Source organism: Geminicoccus sp. (assembly GCF_035556675.1).
GTDB lineage: Bacteria > Pseudomonadota > Alphaproteobacteria > Geminicoccales > Geminicoccaceae > Geminicoccus.
Window position 1 is genome coordinate 1 of record NZ_DATMFZ010000334.1, and the last position, 18,790, is coordinate 18,790.

General features: G+C 64.1%; 12 protein-coding genes and 1 pseudogene. 7 read left to right on the plus strand and 6 right to left on the minus strand.

The window, feature by feature from the left end; all coding sequences use genetic code 11:
- Nucleotides 1-262 precede the first annotated feature (262 nt).
- The 4 genes from VNS22_RS23535 to VNS22_RS23550 all read right to left on the minus strand — a co-directional run bounded on the left by VNS22_RS23535 (nucleotide 263) and on the right by VNS22_RS23550 (nucleotide 11,128).
- A complete protein-coding gene (locus tag VNS22_RS23535; RefSeq protein WP_325736836.1) occupies nucleotides 263-544 on the minus strand; it encodes a hypothetical protein in 282 nt (93 codons plus the stop codon).
- A 399-nt stretch (nucleotides 545-943) separates the two neighbouring features.
- A complete protein-coding gene (locus VNS22_RS23540; protein ID WP_325736838.1) occupies nucleotides 944-1,813 on the minus strand; it encodes a transglutaminase family protein in 870 nt (289 codons plus the stop codon).
- A 222-nt stretch (nucleotides 1,814-2,035) separates the two neighbouring features.
- Nucleotides 2,036-10,579, minus strand: coding sequence for a GH36-type glycosyl hydrolase domain-containing protein (locus VNS22_RS23545; RefSeq protein WP_325736856.1), 8,544 nt, complete (start codon nucleotides 10,577-10,579; stop codon nucleotides 2,036-2,038).
- 336 nt (nucleotides 10,580-10,915) lie between these two features.
- Nucleotides 10,916-11,128 carry a cold-shock protein gene (locus VNS22_RS23550; RefSeq protein WP_191060366.1) on the minus strand — a complete coding sequence of 71 codons (213 nt, stop codon included), beginning with the start codon at nucleotides 11,126-11,128 and terminating at the stop codon, nucleotides 10,916-10,918.
- Nucleotides 11,129-11,834: 706 nt separating this feature from the next.
- On the opposite strand from VNS22_RS23550, the gene VNS22_RS23555 reads away from it, so the two are divergent.
- The 4 genes from VNS22_RS23555 (at nucleotide 11,835) to VNS22_RS23570 (ending at nucleotide 14,849) form a co-directional block, all read left to right on the plus strand.
- Nucleotides 11,835-12,293 carry a hypothetical protein gene (locus VNS22_RS23555; protein WP_325736840.1) on the plus strand — a complete coding sequence of 153 codons (459 nt, stop codon included), beginning with the start codon at nucleotides 11,835-11,837 and terminating at the stop codon, nucleotides 12,291-12,293.
- A gap of 88 nt (nucleotides 12,294-12,381) precedes the next feature.
- Nucleotides 12,382-12,798, plus strand: a complete 417-nt coding sequence (locus VNS22_RS23560) for a YsnF/AvaK domain-containing protein (protein WP_325736842.1) — start codon at nucleotides 12,382-12,384, stop codon at nucleotides 12,796-12,798.
- A gap of 6 nt (nucleotides 12,799-12,804) precedes the next feature.
- Nucleotides 12,805-13,542, plus strand: coding sequence for a YsnF/AvaK domain-containing protein (locus VNS22_RS23565; protein ID WP_325736844.1), 738 nt, complete (start codon nucleotides 12,805-12,807; stop codon nucleotides 13,540-13,542).
- Nucleotides 13,543-13,802: 260 nt separating this feature from the next.
- Nucleotides 13,803-14,849 carry an alpha/beta hydrolase gene (locus VNS22_RS23570; RefSeq protein WP_325736846.1) on the plus strand — a complete coding sequence of 349 codons (1,047 nt, stop codon included), beginning with the start codon at nucleotides 13,803-13,805 and terminating at the stop codon, nucleotides 14,847-14,849.
- Nucleotides 14,850-14,957: 108 nt separating this feature from the next.
- Here the strand turns inward: VNS22_RS23570 and VNS22_RS23575 are convergent, their stop codons facing one another.
- Nucleotides 14,958-15,623, minus strand: a complete 666-nt coding sequence (locus tag VNS22_RS23575) for an HAD family hydrolase (protein WP_325736848.1) — start codon at nucleotides 15,621-15,623, stop codon at nucleotides 14,958-14,960.
- Between the two features lie 142 nt (nucleotides 15,624-15,765).
- Between VNS22_RS23575 and VNS22_RS23580 the strand changes: the two genes are divergently transcribed.
- From VNS22_RS23580 to VNS22_RS23590, 3 genes are all read left to right on the plus strand, one after another.
- On the plus strand, nucleotides 15,766-15,936 hold the full coding sequence (locus VNS22_RS23580) for a hypothetical protein (RefSeq protein WP_325736850.1): 171 nt from the start codon (nucleotides 15,766-15,768) through the stop codon (nucleotides 15,934-15,936).
- Nucleotides 15,937-16,284: 348 nt separating this feature from the next.
- Nucleotides 16,285-17,268, plus strand: coding sequence for an HWE histidine kinase domain-containing protein (locus tag VNS22_RS23585; RefSeq protein ID WP_325736852.1), 984 nt, complete (start codon nucleotides 16,285-16,287; stop codon nucleotides 17,266-17,268).
- 15 nt (nucleotides 17,269-17,283) lie between these two features.
- Nucleotides 17,284-17,685: a response regulator gene (locus VNS22_RS23590; protein WP_325736854.1), complete on the plus strand. Its 402-nt coding sequence runs from the start codon at nucleotides 17,284-17,286 to the stop codon at nucleotides 17,683-17,685.
- Between the two features lie 706 nt (nucleotides 17,686-18,391).
- Here the strand turns inward: VNS22_RS23590 and VNS22_RS23595 are convergent.
- Nucleotides 18,392-18,790 (minus strand): annotated as a pseudogene (locus tag VNS22_RS23595) (hypothetical protein); the annotation flags it as partial.

Sequence of the window (18,790 nt, forward strand, 5' to 3'; positions counted from 1 at the left end):
TGCGGCCGCCACCAGCTGTGCCGCCCAGCTCGTCGCGGCCCCGGCACCGCAGGCGGCCGCCACCGTAACGCCATGATCTGATGCGGGCCGGCAGCCGGTCGGTCCGCTCATGGGCCAGGTCGGCTGGTCATCCTGACTGCGCTGTCGCGACCACAGTTGCGGACGCAGCTATCCTGGCTGGGTGTGAGAGAGCTGGGGCAGTTATCCCCTCCAGGAGAGGCTGCAATAGCGATGAATACAGATGAAGTAATTCAAGTAATAATTAAATAATCTCCCACGCACGATTGCCAAGCTGTGGAGCAGGAACAAACTGTTGCAGCTCCTGCCAGGATGCGTTCCGCTGTTCGGTAGCGAAACCGGAAGCGGGGCTGAGATTCTGGTGCAGCGCCTCGAGGCCAGCTGTCAGCCGTCGTCCAGCCGGTGGCAGCCAGGCTGTCCCGCTCCCACGACGCCAACCAACGTCGTCAAGAGCATTCAACAACAGACGCTCGTGCACACCGTAAGGCTCGTGGAGTCCCAGATGTAAAATAATGATATCAGTCATGATCTTCTCTCCAGCCAATTAACGCATATTAAGACTCAAGCCTGATATAGATATGGTCCAATTATGACAAAAAGCAATATAGATAATAATGTATCTTACCGTGCAAAATATAATTATGCCCTAGTAGTATATAACATCTGCATAATTAGAATTTTCCTATTAAGAACATCGTTTCATTGGTCGGCCAACTGGATGTTGCGGTGACAATGCGTCATTGCCCGAACTGGTTTTCGAGGTCGATCGTTCTGAACGCCGTCAAGCTTGGCGTGTTGAGCGCCTCGGTCATCTCGGCGACAGCCGGCTTTTCCTAACGTTGGGCTTGGCTGACCTCTCCTGGCGGACGCCAACGACTGTCGTAGAGGGCCTACAAAGGGTACGGCTCTCCGAGGCTGACGACGCCTATGTCTTCGCGCTGACGCAGACCTCGACCGACATTCCGCGGAAGGCATCGGTCATCCCAACGAAGCTGCCGACCACAGGCATCACCAGTCGTATATCGCGACCGATCGCGACGGGGATCAGGTTGGCGGAGCCGACGCTTCGGTTCGTGGGATCGAAGGTGATCCAGCCAGCACCCGGCACGTAGACTTCCGCCCAGGCATGGGTGGTGCCTGAGCCTTCTCGTCCCACGATGTCCTGGGCTGGGTTGTGCAAATAACCTGACACGATCCTGGCACCGAATCCTAGTGTCCGCACGGCGTCGATGAAGAGAACGGCCAAGTCCCGGCAGGAGCCCCAGCCGCGTTCCAGCGTCTGCACGGGTGTCTGGGTGCCCTCCTCTTCGCGCTCCTGATACGAGATCCAAGCCAGGATCCCGGCATTGATGTCCTTCAGGAGAGAAAGCGTATCGGTTGGATTGCTATGGACGAAGGCCTGAGCCCATTCCCGCAGTCGCCCAGCAGGGTCAGCATGTTGCGGAACCGCCAAAGCTCCGAGATCCGTCCATTCGTCGTCACTGTAGCGAAAAGGATAGAAGATCGCGGAGGCGGCGATGTCAAAGACGGGCCAGGCCGAGGCGTCAAGCTTGAGTTCGACGTTGCTAGTGATGATCAGGCTGTCGGTCATGGCCTGAAAAGCGGCAGTTGCCACCATGTTGCCTGTGACATCCTGCGCCCAGGTCACCGCCGCGGGCGGCTCAACCGTTAGGTCCATGGACCGCAGGCGGAGCTCGCGGCTCTCCCGCGGCCGAAGCATCAGACGATGGGGGCGCAGACCGACGGGCTTGCTGTAGCGATAGGTCGTCCGGTGGCGGATTCTCAACGTGACCATGCCTGCTCCCGTGCAGTCTGCGTGCCCTGCATCATTGTTGTACGAGCAGCGTTCCCGGTATCTCAGCTACTTTGCCAGTGTCACCGATCTTCTTGCCTGAGCCTCGTCCCGGCGGTTGCCCGGCCAGCTTGGATCTTTCGGTGCCGTGGTGGTGCGGCCATGGAGGACCCGGCCCATGGCGCGTCCCCCTCCCGGGTCAGCGGTGGAATGGATCACTACGCCTCAGGACTCAACAGGGACTGTACACCTGCTGGCTTGAGATGATGGCGCGCCGAGGCGGATCAGCAGGCTGTGGCTGCCTCCGTCGAGCGGGATGCGGACGCTGCCACCGACGCTCGTAACAGGGAGCTGATCCAGGAAAGCCTCGGAGACGCTGCCGCCGCAGTTCCCGGGATTCTCTACCCGGATGTGGTAGACTGCCGGCCCTTCCTTGATGGTCGCCTCGAACTCGGACCAGGTGCCGGGTATGCAGGGCTTCACGGTGATGAAGGCACCTTCGCGGCGGATGCCCAGAATGCCCTCGATGCCCGCCCGGTACATCCAGCCGGCGGAGCCCGTGTACCAGGTCCAACCCCCGCGCCCGGTATGGGGGGCGACCGAATAGACGTCGGCGGCTACAACATAAGGCTCGACCTTGTAGCGGCCAGCTTCTTTCATCGTCCGCGCGTGGTTGATCGGGTTGAGCAAGGAGAACAACTGCGCCGCCTGGTCGCCCTGGCCGAGTTCGGCAAAGGCCAGGATCACCCACATGGCCGCATGACTGTACTGGCCGCCATTCTCGCGCAGTCCGGGCGGGTAGCCTTTGATGTAGCCGGGATCACGCGGCGTGTTGTCGAAGGGCGGGGTGAACAGGAGCGCCATGCCGTCGTCCTGGCGAATGAGATGCCTTTCCAGGGAGGACATGGCCATGGCGGCCCGCTCGGGATCGGCGGCACCCGAGAGCACTGCCCAGGATTGGGCAATGGAGTCGATCCGGCACTCATCGCTTCCGGCCGAGCCCAGCCAGGTGCCGTCGTCGAAGGTCGCCCGGCGATACCATTCGCCGTCCCAGGCATCCCGCTCGAGTGCTGCGCGCACCGATGCCGCATGGGCGCGCCAGCGTCGGGCGCACTCGGTGTCACGCGTCTCCGCCAGCGGAGCAAACAGGTCGATCGTTCGCAGGAGCAGCCAGCCGAGCCATACGCTTTCACCTCGGCCGCCCTCCCCGACCCGGTTCATACCGTCGTTCCAGTCGCCGGTGCCGATCAGCGGCAGGCCATGCTCGCCAGTGAGCTCGATGCACTGGTCGAGTCCGCGCGCGCAGTGCTCGAAGAGAGAAGCTGCCTGGTCGGCGACCATTGGCTGGAAGAAGGCGTCGTGCTCGCCTGGAGCCAGGGCCGGCCCTTCGAGAAACGGGACGATCTCATCCAGGATCGCAGCGTCACCGGAGCGTTCGACATAGGTGGCGACACCGAAGGCGAGCCAGACGCGGTCGTCGGAGATCCGGGTCCGCACCCCCTGGCCCGAGTGCGGGAGCCACCAATGCTGGACATCGCCCTCGACGAACTGCCGGGCAGCGGCGCGAAGCAGATGGTGGCGGGTCATTTCCGGCCGGGCAAAGGCCAGGGCCATGCCGTCCTGGAGCTGGTCGCGGAAGCCGTAGGCGCCGCTCGCCTGGTAGAACGCCGAGCGCGCCCAGATGCGGCAGGCAAGCGTCTGATAGAGCAGCCAGCCGTTCAGCATGATGTCCATCGCCCGGTCGGGCGTCTTCACCTGCACCGCCCCCAGGACCTCGTCCCAATGGCGCAGCACCTCATCGAGAACGGCGTCGAGATCGGCCTCCCGGTAGCGGGAGACCAGTGCCCGGGCTTCCTCGGCCGATCCGGTCTGCCCGAGCAGGACCAGGATCTCGGTGGTTTCGCCAGGCGCAAGCTCGATGACGGTCTGCAGCGCCGAGCAGGGGTCGAAGCCGGCCCCGATCCGTCCGGACAATGGTGCTTTTGCCGTGAGTGCGGCCGGAGCGGCCAGCGTCCGGTTGCGGCCAAGGAACTCGGTGCGGTCTGCCGTCCAGGCGGTCTGCCGGCCGCCCAGGTCCGCGAACGCAACCCGGTCGCCAAAGGCGCTGCTCCAGCGATTGCACGCCAGCATCGCACCGGTATCCTTGTCGATCTCAGTCGTGATGTAGGGGGTCGATGCGCCGCGCGAGGTGCCGAGCACCCATTCCAGATAGGCGGTCACCGAGAGCCGGCGGCGCGACCCCGACAGGTTGCGCAGGGTCAGGCGGGTGATCTTGATCGGGTCTTCCAGCGGCACGTACTGCAGGAGGTCGAGTTCGATCCCGTTCACCGTATGCTCGAAACGGCTGTAGCCGTGGCCGTGCCGGGCCACATAGGTCCCGCCGTCGCGGATCGGCTGCGCGGTCGGGCTCCAAAGCTCACCCGTCGCCTCGTCGCGAACATAGATGGCCTCGCCGGTCGGATCGCTCACCGGATCGTTCGACCAGGGAGTGAGCTGATTCTCGCGGCTGTTGCCGGCCCAGCTATAGCCGCTGCCTTCCGTCGCGACCTGGAAGCCGAACCCGGGATTGGCGATCACGTTGATCCAGGGCGCCGGCGTCGATCGGCTGGCGTCGAGGATGGTGACGTATTCCCGGCCGTCCTTCGCGAAACCTCCCAGGCCATTGAAGAATTCCAGCCCGGTCGGCTCGGGATGGGGCGCCGGCACAGACACAGAAGTCCTTGGCTGCCCGGTTGGGGCCGATGGGCGCGGCGGCGGCAGGCGTAGCAGCTGATCGGCGATGCTTCCCGCCCTGGCGCGCAACACGACCCGGGCGACGGACAGCAGCAGGGCGCGCGCCGGCACGTTCAGCAGGTCGGCACGGAGGACGTGAACCGAGCCCTTGGCGAGTTCCTGACCAGGTCGCAGCTGCGACTGGCTGCTGCGCACCGCGGTTTCGATCGCGATCTGCAGATCCTGCACATAGGAGGCGGCGCGCTCGTTGATGATCACGAGATCGACGCTGAGCTGCTTCATGCGCCAGTACTCGTGAGCGCGTAGAAGCTGGCGGACCTGGGCCAGATCCTCGATATCGTCGATCGAAAGGAGAACGATCGGCAGGTCACCCGAAATACCGTGCGGCCACAGGCCTGACTGGCCGCCGGCACCTCGTGCGATGCTGTCGGAGGGTGCCCTGAAGCGAGGGTCGGCGTAGATGATCGGTGCAGCCAGCCTCTGGAAGTCGGCCGTTTCGTCCGCCTTGACGTCGAGGTGGCGAAGCTGGACCTGGGCCTGGGTCCAGGCCAGGGTCTTCGCCCGGTCGAAAGCGCTACGGTCATGGTGCGTGTCGACGAGATCCAGAAGCTCGGCTCTCGACGATGCGACAACGGTCCAGAATGCGACGCGTGCAACCGTGCCGGCCGGGATGGTGACGCGGCGTCTCAGCGCGAAGATCGGGTCCAGGACCGTGCCGCTCGTGTTCGAAAGGGAGTTACCGCCGGTCATGGCGGCAGCCGTGCCGATGGTCCGGCCCCGGCCAATGAAGCGGGCCCGATCGCTCTCATACTCCGGCTCGGCAGTGACCTTGCCCTCGATGACGGCGAAGTGGGCTGCCCATATCTCCGGCTCTCCGGGTGTGCGCGGGCGACGGGTAGCGATGAGTGCCCCGAACTCCGCGAGATACTCGGTCTGGACGAACAGCTTCGAGAAGGCAGGGTGCGCGTTATCGGCGGCGGCCGTCGTCAGCACCAGTTCGGCATAGGAGGTAAGCTCGATCTCGCGCGGGCGACGCCCGGTGTTGGTGAGCGATACCCGGCGCACTTCGGCATTCTCCGCCGAGACCAGCACATCCAGTGCCGTGGTCAGCGTGCCGTCATGCCGGACGAACTCGGCGCGGTCCTCGCCGAACAGGACCTCGTAGCGTTCCGGATCGTTCCCGACCGGCTGCGCGCCTGCCGACCAGACGGCCCCGCTCTGCGTGTCGCGCAAGAAGACGTAAGAGCCCCAATCGTCGCGCGTGGCGTCTTCACGCCATCGCGTGACGGCGGTCTCGCCCCAGCGGCTGTAGCCCGACCCTGCCGCCGTCAGCATGACGCCATACTGCCCGTTCGAAAGGAGATGAGTAACCGGCGCGCCACCGGCAGCTTCGACCAGACGGCGCACCGTCGGAACCTCGGCGCCGGCCTCCGCCGCGGCCGTCCTGACCTCTTCGGCCCGAGGATGAGCAACGGCGACATCCCGCGGCATGCGCTCCTGCAGCAGGAGCTCGCTCGCCTGAATCATCGGCTCCCGATGGAAGCGGGCACGCATGCAGCCGTCCTGAAGCACGTTCGCGATGGCGACGATGGTCATGCCCTGGTGATGAGCCATGAAGTTGCGGACGATCGCGCAGTTCTCGCCATCCGGCAGGCGCGACCGAGTGAAGTCGACGGCTTCATAGAAGCCATAGCGGCCTCGGGCTCCCATGCCGGCGAGCCGGTCATAGTTCTGCAGGGCACCTCGCGGGTCGACCATGACGGCCAGACCGGTCGCGTAGGGCGCAATCACCAGGTTCTGGGCAAGGCCACGCTTCAACCCGAGGCCCGGCACGCCGAAGTTCGAGTACTGGTAGGTGAGATCCAGGTCGCGGGCATTGTAGGCGGATTCCGAGATGCCCCACGGAACGCCCAGGGAGCGCCCGTAGGCTTGCTGGTGGGCCACCACCAGGCGATTGGTCTGCTCGAGCAGGCTGCCTGCCGGTGCGCGCATCACCAGGGATGGCATCAGATACTCGAACATCGATCCTGACCAGGAGATCAGCGCCGAGCCACCACCAAGCGGCGTCGCGGCGCGGCCAAGGCGGAACCAGTGCCGGGTGTCGACATCCCCTTTGGCGATGGCGAACAGGCTCGCCAGCCGCGCCTCGGAAGCCAGGAGATCATAGCAGTTCGGATCGAGCCTGTTCTCGGTGCGGGAATAGCCGATCGAGAGCAGCTTTCGCTGGGGATCGAGCAGGAAGGCGAAATCCATCCCGAGCGCCAGCTCGCGCGCAGTGTCGGCGATCGCCTGCAGCCGGCGCTTCAGGGCATGGGGTGCCTCGGTGAGCTGGAGCCGGTCGCGGCCATGCTCGGCGACGGCCGCCCGCAGCGCATTGATCCAGAACACCAGGTCCGGGGCATTCCCGTCCTCGATCGTCGGGGTCAGGGCGGCCGCGCCAGCCGCTTTGTCGGCAAGGCGCTGCAACGCCGGAGAGGACGTTTCGATCGCCTGCGCGCTGTTCAGCAGCGCCTCGATCTCGTTGAGACTGGCGGCGAGCTGTCGTTGATGGCCGTTGGGTGCAACCGGCAGCGTGCCCAGGGCGTCGCGCGTCAAGCGAAGGTCGTCCATCATGCCGCTTCGTGCCTGCCCGGCGAGCGGCGCCTCGATCCATTCCTCGCAGGCATTGGCGAGCGCGATCAGGTGGCCAGCGAGATTGCCGCTGTCGACGGAAGAGACATAGGCAGGATCGAGCACGCGCAGGTCGCGCGTCTCATACCAGTTGAAGAAATGGCCTTTAAAGCGCGGGAGCTTCTGCATGGAGGTGAGCGTCGCTTCCAGCCGCTCGATGGTCTCCATCGTTCCAGCCCAGCCGAAGTCCCGGGCGGCGACCGCCGAAAGCAGATAGAGGCCCATGTTGGTCGGGGACGTCCGGTGCGCCACGACGGGCTCCGGATCCTCCTGAAAATTGTCCGGTGGCAGCATGTTGTCGGCCGGCGTGACGAAGGCCTCGAAGAACCGCCAAGTACGCCGCGCGACCTGGCGCAGCTGGTGCCGGTCGGCCTCGGGGACGAAGAGCTGCGCTGTAGTCTTCGGGGATCTGCTGATCCACAAGGCGATGGCCGGTGCCGCCAGCCAGAGCAGCGCGAAGGGCAGGGCGACCGGCCAGGAGTCCGGGGCGAAGATGACAGCAATGGCCACGGCGGCAAGGCCGAGTGCGGTGCCACCTGCCATCCGGCGATAGAACCCGACCAGATCGAGGCGAGGGCTCAGCATCGACTGGGCAGCGGTGGTCCACTCGAGCAGATTGCGGCGTGTCACGAACAGCCGGGTGAGCGTCCGGATGATCGCGTCACCCATGCGCCAGGCCTGGTCGGCAAGGAAGGCGATGGAGAGAACCGTCTGCAAGGCTGCCAGCCTCAGATCGGCAGCAAGGGTACGAAGATGATTGCGCAGGCGGATCCCGGGCCGCCGCGGCAGCAGCGCGAAAGCCGTCGGCAGGAACGCCGGGATCGCAGCGGCTGCAAGGACAAGCAATGTTCCCTGCAATGCCGCCGGCATCGGCAGCATCCAGCAGATGGCGAGGGTGAGCAGGGTCAGCGGCGGCACCAGCGACCGCTTCAGATTGTCCCCCATCTTGCCAAGGCCGATCGGTGGAACCGACCACTTTCCTGCTCTGGATGCGAGCATCCAGGGGAGAAGCTGCCAATCGCCGCGGGTCCAGCGATGCTGGCGCCGGGCGGCGACGTCATAACGTGCGGGAAAATCCTCGACGACCTCCACGTCCGACGCGAGGCCGGCGCGGGTGAACACGCCCTCGAAGAGATCGTGGCTGAGCATCGTGTTCTCGGGCACGCGGTCAGCCAGTGCTGCCCTGAAGGCGTCGACATCATAGATGCCCTTGCCGGTATAGGAGCCCTCGCCGAAGAGGTCCTGATAGACGTCCGAGACGGCCGCGGCATAGGGATCCATGCCGCCCGGGCTGGAGAAGACCCGCTGGAACAGCGACCCTTCCCGCCGAGTTGGCAGGGAAGGGGTGACGCGCGGCTGCAGGATACCGTAGCCGTCGACAACGCGTTGCTCGGTCTCGCTGAAGACAGGCTGATTGAGCGGGTGCGCCATCTTGCCGATCAGGCGGCGTGCCGCGTCCCGCGGCAGCCGGGTGTCGGCGTCGAGCGTGATGACGTAGCGCACATCGACCGGCACGGCCGGATCACGCCCGGCAATCGCCACGAAGCTGGTGTCCGTGGCACCGCGCAGCAGCCGGTTGAGCTCGTGCAGCTTGCCTCTCTTCCGCTCCCATCCCATCCACTTGTTCTCGCCCGCATTGAAGATGCGGCGCCGGTGCAGGATGAGGAAGCGGTCGCCATCGGGGCCAGGCCCGTAGTGGCGGTTCAGCTGCGCGATGGCTTCGTCAGCCATGGTGAGCAGACGCTCGTCGTTTTCGAGGATCTCCTGATCCGCATCGATCCCGTCCGACAGAAGCGCGTAGGTCAAGTCGCTGCCGGCGCTCGCGAGGTGATGGACTTCGAGCCGCTCGATCTGTTCGAGCAGATCAACCTTGCTGGTGAGCAAGGTCGGCACGACCACGAGCGTCCGAAGCGACGGCGGAATACCTTCCGCCAGTTCGAGACCCGGCAGCGGTGCTGCGCCGGACATCATGGTGACGATGCGGTTGACGAGGGCGTTGGCAACTTCCGTCGCCGGCAGAAATGCCACCATTCCAAGCAGCACGAGCCAGCCGATTTCGACACCGGGGATTGCCAAGGTCCACAGTGCGATTGCCATCAGGATCGCAGCGACGACGAGGGTGGCGGCGATGTAGCCGCCGATCCCCAGCTGGCTGTTGAAGCGACTGATCCGGAGCCGGGAAGATGGCCGGAATCCGATTGCCTGCTCCAGCCCATGCCGACCGTTGCCGATCAGGTGGTAGCCGGGATCGCGAGCACGCGCCCGATCGGTTGAACCTGCCGCTCCATCTGCTGCATGTGATGCGGCCAGGGCGCGATCGGCGATCTCGAGCTCCGATAGCGAGGAGCCACGTGCCAGCTGCTCGATGGCACTCCGATAGAGATCGCGCGTCGGAAAATCCATTGCGCCGAACGCACTGCCCGCTCGCAGCCGTTCATCAACGAGGCTGACGCTCTCGAACAGCTCCGCCCAATCGGTGTCCGAGATCAGCCGCATGCTGGTGATGACGTTGCGCGCCGAGACATTGGAAGCGCCCTGACGCTGCTGGGTGCGGTGCACCACTTCCTCGACCGAAGCACCCTGGAGACCCAAGCGCTCTTCCAGCCATTCGAGTGCCGGCATCGTGCGCGGATCCTGGTTCCTCAGCCGCTTGGCGAGTTGCATCGCGAATGGCTCGGACAAGGGCTCCATGGAACGCGCGCCGATGTCCGCCTCGAGCACGGATCGGGCGGAACTGCCTGAGGCCAGCAGCTTGTCCGCCAGAGCATCGGCCTCGGCGCGCGAGGCAAGGCCGACCGTGATCTGGTCGGCAAGCCGGCGCAAATTCTCCACCAGCACGATACGCAACGTGATCGCTATCGCCCACAGTTCACCAATGGTCAGTGGCTGAACGCGCTGATAGGCCAGAACAAATTTGCGCAGCGTATCGGCATCGAAATAACTGTCCGTGTGGGCCACGAAGGCCCAGGCGATACCGAACACTCTCGGGTATCCCGCAAACGGCCCCGTGGCCAGCTTCGGCAGCTGCCGGTAATACCCTATCGGAAGATCATCTTTAATTTCGCGAATTTGCTCTTCAACAAGATGATAGTTGTCCAGCAACCATTCGGCAGCAGGAACGATCTCCCGCCCGCCTTCCAGCTCCCTGGCACTAGCCCGGTAGGCAGCAAGAAGAACCGCAGCATTGTCATTCAGTCGAGCGTGCAATGACAGGGCTGCTGGATGCTGTCCTGTTCCTTGTTGCGCGGTAGCCAGGCTCTGCCCATGCTGTTCGAGCCGCTCGATGCCGAAGAGCTCCCCACGAACGGGAGCATCATCCCAGGGGGAGGGCAGGGTGCGTCGGCCAAAGGGACACCATAGCGGCATCAGGTTCAAGGCTACCTTTCCAGCCGGCACCCTTCCCGCTGGGCGGCGAAAAGCTGCCGATCTCAGTGAAAGCCGAGGGCGATACTCGCTTTCAACTAACGACTCCCCTCTTCCTGCCAGGAGCGGCATTTAGTACTTGCCGCTTGATCAGCAGAAAGCAGAAAGCAGAAAAACAAAGGCCCTGCTACCTTTCCAGGTGCAGGGCCATCAAGACAACAGGCCTATCAGAAGGCTACTGTAGCATATCGATCAGGGCTCATTGCCTAATGGCCGCCAGTCTGGATGTTCGATGCTCACCGATTGGCCGACTTCATAGGTGCTGCGCCGTCAGCTCGGTTACGCCATGAGCCTCAGATTGTCGGCGGAAAGCTTGCCGCTCTTGCGATCCTGCACCAGGTCGAACTCGACCTTCTGGCCCTCGTGCAGATCGCTGAGCCCTGCCCGCTGAACAGCGCTGACATGAACAAAGGCATCATTGCCGCCTTCGTCCGGAGCGATGAAACCAAAGCCCTTGCCGGGGTTGAACCACTTGACGGTTCCGATAGTCATGAAGATTCCGTTTTAGATAGGCACGTCTGGATCACGAAGTGCGACCCACAAAAGAGCCTTTTGTCAGGAAAACAATCATCCGACCGAATGCCCCTCCTCGGAACATTGGGCGACATAACCTGCCTTCCTTAGCTTTAAGTAGTTCTCAAGATGCATAAAGCAAGTGTGATATTATTACCATCCAAACGTTGATTACACTATATCTTATTATGTAGTGTCATATCGGAAACGAATTTCTAGTATATCGATTACTTGTTAGAATTAATAGCAAGAAGTACGCTTGCACGTTTATGGTAAACTAACTATTTTTACCATATAGGGTAAAAAATAAATGCTCATAACATAAATCAGTTGATTGATTAGTGTGATAGCTAAAACAGTTCGGCATAATACTGGTGAGCCTTAATCATCTCTACTTTGGCGAAATAAAAACAAGGCAGACAATGAGCATCTGCCCCGACGCAATACTACCGAAGAGATGCAGACTAGTAAATTAGCAGGATTGGGTAAATATAAGTTTAATACGATCTAAAATAGACTACATATATGAATATGTAGCTTAATAAATTGCAAATAATTTGTTTATTTCGTAGAACTCAATATTATTTTTATTCGCCATTGTGCAATGCAGCATAGCGAACTACATGATGTTTCGACACACAGGCTTCCTGCTTGCTCCCATTCTGATACTGCGAGGCCAGCTTTCATGGCGCAAATCTCCAAGACCCAGGCCGGCAAAGCCAGTGACAACGTTGCCGAACTCAGCCAGCGCATGACGGACCAGACGGCAGACGCAGTCGGCGTGAGGGTCGCCAAAACCCAGGACGCCGCACGCAGCGGCGTGACAGAAATGCAGAAGAGCACTGCGGCGACACTCGAGACCGGGCGTGCGATGGCTGGCCGGACGGCGCAGGATACGAAGGAATTCGGGCAGGCGCTTTCGCAGCTGTTGAGCGAGCAGGCTCAACACAATCTCGAGGTCTTCACCAAGCTGACCGGCACGTTCAACTTGAGTGAAGCTGCGCAGATCCAGGCGGACTTCCTGCACGCCAGCATGGAACGCTCAGCGCAGTTCGCCCGGCGCTACCTCGAGACGGCCCAGGCGACCATGTTCTCGGCAATGACCAGGACGCAGGTGGACCTGTCGCCGCTCTCCCGTCGGTGATCATGGCACGCCTGCCGACGGCAGGCGCAAGACCAACCTCATCCAGCGCTGTGATCAGCTGGAACCCCCCATGTCGGAAGGAGATCCAGTGGCTCAGGTAGCCCATCAGCCCGGCGATAACCCGGCCGAGACCCTGCAAGTGGTCGAGGAGCGGGCGGTCATCCGCAAGCGGAAGAACCTGACCAGCGGCGTGCGCGTACGCACTCTGGTCCGGGAGGACGAAGAGCTCATCGACGCGCTGCTCCACAGCGAGCAGGCCGAGGTGGAGCGGGTGGCGCTGGATCGCTGGGTGGAGGAGCCCGTGCCGGTCCGGCAGGAAGGTGCGACCATGGTCATCACTCTGCACGAAGAGGTGGTCGTGGTGGAAAAGCGCCTGCGGGCGATCGAAGAAGTCCGGCTGACCAAACGGCAGACGATCCAGCGCGTGCCGCAGCATGTCACGCTCCGGCGTGAGGAACTGGTCGTCGAGGACCTGGATCCAGCGACCGGCAAAGACCCGGACTGACCATACTTGCCGCCGATCCACCCCTGGAGCGGTAGCCTATCATCAAGGATGTCGCAGATGCCTACGACCGTCATTGGCACGATCGAGACCCCGAAGATCGCCCAACGGCTCATCGACGAGCTCACTAAGGCTGGCTTCAAGAGCCAGGATGTGCAGATCCTGAAAGGCGACCAGGACCAACTTGTCGCGGAGATCGTCGAGCTCGGCTTCGGCAAGAGCGACGCCAGCGACTATGCCAAGGCCGTGCGCAACGGCAAGACCGTAGTGGCCGCGGCCGTTGCCGAGGACAAGGTGGCCAAGGCTGCCGCCATTTTCGAGCGCTATGAGGCAGCGGAGGACGAAGAGGCCGCCGATCTCGCCGAGGAGACGACTCTGACGGAGGTCAAGGAGGAGCTTTCGGTCGGCAAGAGCAAGGGCATGACCGGCGGGGTACGCGCCACCACCAGCGTGAGCGAGCAGCCGGTCGAAAAGACCGTCACCTTGCGCGAGGAGCATGTTGAGGTCGAGCGCCAGCCGACCGAGCGGAAACTGAAGCCCGAGGAAGCCGAAGCCGCGTTTGCGGGGAAGACCGTCGAGATGCTGGGCACGGCCGAAGAGGTCGAGGTCGCTAAGGAAGCTTACGTGACCGAGGAGGTCACCCTCAGCAAGCGGGTCGAGGAGCGCCAGGAAAAGGTGCGCGACACGGTCCGGCACACCGACGTCGAGGTCGAGAAGATCAAGCCGGCAGTCGCCAAGAAGCGCTAATACGCCGGCGCGACGCGTTTGAAGGAAGCCCGGCGCCATCGGTGTCGGGCTTTTCCTTGCCTGATCGTGAACCGATCCAGTGCTGGCTCGGCTGGTGCCTCATGGTCGGAGGCTCCCAGGAGACGACGTGGGATCGGCCGGCAAGAAGCCAGTCGCCAAAAGCCGAGCGGAACTCTGCCTGGCCGACAGCATTGGCGGTCCAGGCATGTTGCAGGGCACAAGAAGTAGCGTTTGCACGCTGCTGGATAAGGAATCAAGATTTGCTGACCAAGATCCCAGGCGTCGCGCACCTCGGCCTGATCGGGCGTACCTCGGGGCGGTCCCGGACCGGCAAGATCCTGACGGCCTCGGTGGCCACACTGGCCGTGGCTGCCCTCTACAACATCTACCGGTCCCGCCAGGTCGAGCGGCAGCACCCACCCACCGGGCGCTTCATCGACGTCGACGGTGTCCGGCTCCACTATCTCGAGCGGGGCGAGGGCACCCCGGTCGTCCTGCTGCACGGCAACGTCGTCACTGCCGAGGACTGGATCCTGAGCGGCGTGTTCGACCGCCTGGCCGAGCGGCACCGTGTCATTGCCTTCGACCGCCCTGGCTATGGCTACAGTGCCCGGCCGCAGGGCTCGACCTGGACGGCAGCAAGGCAGGCGGAGCTGCTGCGCCGCGCGTTGGCGCGCCTCGGCATCGAGGACCCGATAGTGGTGGGCCATTCTTGGGGCACCAACGTTGCTCTGGCGCTGGCCCTGGCCGAGCCGGCGGCGGTGCGCGGCCTGGTGCTGCTGGCCGGCTACTATCACCCGACCTTGCGGGCAGATGCGCTGCTGGTGGCGCCGGTGGCTGTCCCGGTGCTGGGCGACCTGCTGCGCTACACGGTCTCGCCGCTGCTCGGTGCCGCACTGCTGCCGCTGCTGATCAAGGGCATGTTCGCGCCGCTATCCGTGCCGGGGCGCTTCGCCAAGGGCTTCGCGCATGGCATGGCGGTGCGGCCGTCGCAGATCCGGGCCGAGGCGCAGGATGGCGCCACCATGGCCTACGGAGCAGCGTCGATGCGCCAGGGCTATTCCAGCCTGGGCATGCCGGTGGTGATCATGGCCGGCAGCCAGGACCGGGTGGTGGATGTCGGCCGCCATGCCATCCGGCTCCATGAGCAGATCCCGCACAGCGATCTGCAACTGGTTCCAGGGGCAGGGCACATGGTCCACCACGCGGTGCCAGAGCAGGTAGTCACGGCGATTGCGACCGTTGCGGATCGAAGTGCCGGACCTGCCCAGTTGGGCAGGTCCCTGCTCGCGGCTGCTACTGAATAGCCGTGCTGGCTCATCCGCAGAGGCAAACGCAAGGCAGCGCATGCCTTGTATGGCTTGACGATCATCAGCCTGACGCTTGCGCGTGATAGGAGACAGGTGGTTGGGGGTTCACCCTCGTCCCAGAAGGGAGCGGTCGTAGTTCCTCAACAGATCCTGCGGGTCCTGGTAGATCTCGACGCAGCCAGCTTTGCGAAGATCGGCTTCAGCAAAGCCTTCGCATCGAACCCCGATAATGGTCATCCCCGCCGCACGGGCAGCGACGGCGTCATGCGGGCTGTCGCCAATGACCACGGCCTGGTCGGCCGGAAGGGAAAGGCGTTGAAGGGCCGCCTGGAAGATGTCCGGAAAAGGCTTGGAGCGCTCGGCATCGTCCGATGAAGTTTGCTCGCTAACAAGGCCCTCGATCCCGGCCGCCTTCTCGAAGGCAGCGAGTTCATCCTGCTTGGCTGATGAGGCGATAGCGGTGCGTTTGCCGTCAGCCAGGATGCGTCGGAACAGGTCCGGGACCTCCGGGAAGCCGCGGACCTTGGCCAAGTAGTCCTGCTTGAACAGGTCCTTGCGAAACCGCTCCATCTTAGGACCAACCCGCTCGGCCTCCTCGTCTGGTAAGAAGACCGGCATCAGCTGGTCGCCGCCTTTGCCGATCTGGGCGCGGATGGCGGCATAGTCGATCTGATGGTCGAATTGGGCGAAGGTGCGCTGCCAGGATGCCGCGTGCAGATCGACGCTATCGATCAGCGTGCCGTCCATGTCGAAGATGACAGCAGCAATCATGGTGGTTCCAATGCAATAAGGGAGAAGGCCTCTGCAACAAGATCACGGTCCAGCCGTTCCGTGGGCGGCCTAGCAATAGGATGCACTGGCCTATCAATGAGCCTCTACGTCATAAACCGCATTCGGATCCCGGCAGGCGGCGATGACAAGAGCCGTTGCAGACATCCTGACCACGGTCCTCCTGATCATCGCGGCTGCGGTGCTCACCCTGCCGCTCCTGTTCCTGTTCGTCGCGATCCCGAGCTTCATGCTGCTGACGACCGGCAGCGAGTTGGACGAGGCGCCGGAGTTCTACTTCTGGGCCCTGATCTGAGCTGTCCTGCCGTTCCTCGCCGCCGCCATCTGGGGTGCCGCCGGCGGCCTCGTCTGGATCAGGCGACGCCGGTACTGGGCCATGATGATGCTCTCCTGGCGGTCGGCGCCGGGCTCCCCGGCCTGGCTTACCTCTGCCTTCGCGTGCTGCGCTAAGCGCCCCGCCTATATTGTTCCTGGCCCTACCCCACGTCTCCGCCCCGACCCGTCATACCACCCAAACCAGCAGGTAGCCGGCGCGCCCGCGACCCCGGGCGCCCCTGGAACCCCGGCCGTGCGATCTGGGAAGAAAATCGTTAGCCTGCCTTGGGCAGCCAGCGCCGGCGCTCGACCAGAAAAGATGGCAGGCATGAACCTGGAAGACCTCTATCGCCTGCTGCGCACCGGGCATGTCCAGGCCCAGAGCATGATCGACACCATCGACGATCCCCTGCTGGTCCTCGACCAGACCTTGTGCGTGCAGACCGCCAGCCGCGCCTTCTACGAGACCTTCGAGGTCAGCCGGGACGAGACGGTCGGCCGGCCGATCTACGAGCTGGGCAACGGGCAGTGGGACATCCCCGAGCTGCGCCGGCTGCTCCAGGAGGTGGTGCCCAAGGCGCATGCCATCGTCGACTATGAGCTGAGCCACGACTTCCCGAGCATCGGGCAGCGCACCATGCTGCTCAGCGCCAAGCGCCTGTTCCATCCCGACAACAACAGCCCGCATTTGCTGATCGCCATCGAGGACGTCACCGAGCGCCGCCGGATCAATCATCAGAAGGATCTCGTGATCGGCGAGATCCAGCATCGGCTGAAGAACCTGCTGGCGATCGTCCAGGCTCTGGCCCGGCAGACCGAGGTGCACGGCCGTTCCGCTCAGGAATACCGGGACACCTTCCTCGGCCGGCTCGGCGCCCTCATCAGGACCTACGACCTGTCCATCCCCGGCCAGGTCCGGCCCGACCTGCACGAGCTGGCCTCGCGGGTTGCCACCATGCTGGGCACCGAGGCGGTGGTCATCGAATCAGGCCCGAGCGTGGCACTGGCGCCCGAACAGGTGCTGCCGCTCGGCATGATCCTGCATGAGCTCGGCACCAACGCGGTCAAGCATGGTGCCCTGTCGGTACCGGATGGCCGGGTGCGGATCGGCTGGACACTGAGCGATGCCGTAGGTGATCAGCACCTGTCGCTGCACTGGCGGGAGGAAGGCGGGCCGGCGGTCCGGCAGCCGGCGGCGCGCAGCTTCGGCACCCGGCTGATCGACGCGGCGGCACGTGATCTGCACGGGCGGGCGGAACTGACCTTCGCAACCAACGGTTTGCAGGCGGAGATCACCCTGCCGATGCGCTGAGCATCAGGAGGAACAGTGCCCGACCGGGCGGGTTCACATGCGCCATCACCCGCGCCCACCGTGCTGGTCGTCGAGGACGAGTTCCTGCTCGCCATGGAGCTGGAGGCCATCATCCTGGCGCAGGGCTGGCAGGTGCTGGGGCCGGTGACCAGCGTCGAGGAAGCGCTCGACCTGCTGGACACCCGGCTTCCGGACGTGGCCGTGCTCGACGTCAACCTCCGTGGCGTGATGGTGACGCCGGTGGCGGAAGCCCTGGAGCGGCAGAACATCCCGTTCGTGCTGGCGACCGCCTACCAGCCGTCGCGTCTGCAGGGCAGTGCCGTCCTGGCCGGGGCGGTCAGCATCGGCAAGCCCATCGGCGAGCGCCGCCTGGTCCAGGCGATCCTGCAGGTGATGGCCACCGGCAACCGCGCATGACGATGGCCATGCCCTGACGGCCTCCCGCATGCCCTGCACCATGGCGGGCGGGCCACTCGAGGAGAGTTCGAGCCTGCGTGCTGGCCTTCCCCCGAAGGTCAGGGAGTTCCTGAGGGGGTGGCGCCTGGTCCCCGAACGGCCCGCTGCTGACCACACGCTCCAGCTGGGGGTTCTCCCGGTCCGGCACGAGGATTTGTCCCGGATGCTGAAGGTCGCCCACATTCCCGATGGGCAGTCAGGGTGCGGCGAAGGTCTTCGCTTCGTCCACGGGCGCCCTGCTCGTGGAACGGGCGCCGGCAGGCAGCCGCGACCTCGCGCAGATGGCCTGGTCGGGCCGGGATGACGAAGCCTGCCGGATCCCAGTGCGAGACCACAGGACGGCTGCACGCGCACGGCGGCGAACTCGGCGGCAAGCGGCTCCTCGTTCCGCGGCGTCAGGAAATGCGATGGCAGAAGGCCTCGGCCAGCGCCTGCCCGGCCGGCACCGGCTTCTCGCTCGGCACCGGGGGCTGGCGCGGCCGGCCGGTGCCGGCCTCAGACCAGGGCAGTGCCACCATCGTCGCATGGCCGTTTTGTGCACCTGCCGACAGCCCAGAGGAGACCGCGCCTGCTCAGGCCAGAGCGGAAGGCGGCGCTGCTGCCCTGGCCGGCAGCAGCGACCACCTGGCCAAAACGAGCGCCGGCTGCCAAAGCCGGTCGATCTCCATCAGGGCGAGGCCGGCCTCTGCCGGGGCTGGCCGGTGCTCTGGCGGGATGCCGGCTGCGGCGCAGCGCGACCGGCATCGGCCATCCAGATCTCCGGCAGGAACCGCCGCAGGCCCACCGGTAGCGGAACTGGCGCACCCCACCTGCCGAGGGCCTGCCCTGCCGGGCAGAGCCGGGTCGCCGACCACCCACACGGCATCGGCCCGCCCACCCGACGATCTGCCTTCTCCACCAGGAGAAGCCGCAACGGCGCGTCGTTCCAGGTCGTGCTCATGACGAACTTGTGGAGCTGGTCGTGGCTGCCGTAGTGGTAGCGGCGGACAATAGCGTCCTTCAGCGTGCGATTCATCCGTTCCACCTGCCGGTTCGTCCAGATGGCCAGCAGGCCATCGATGGACGA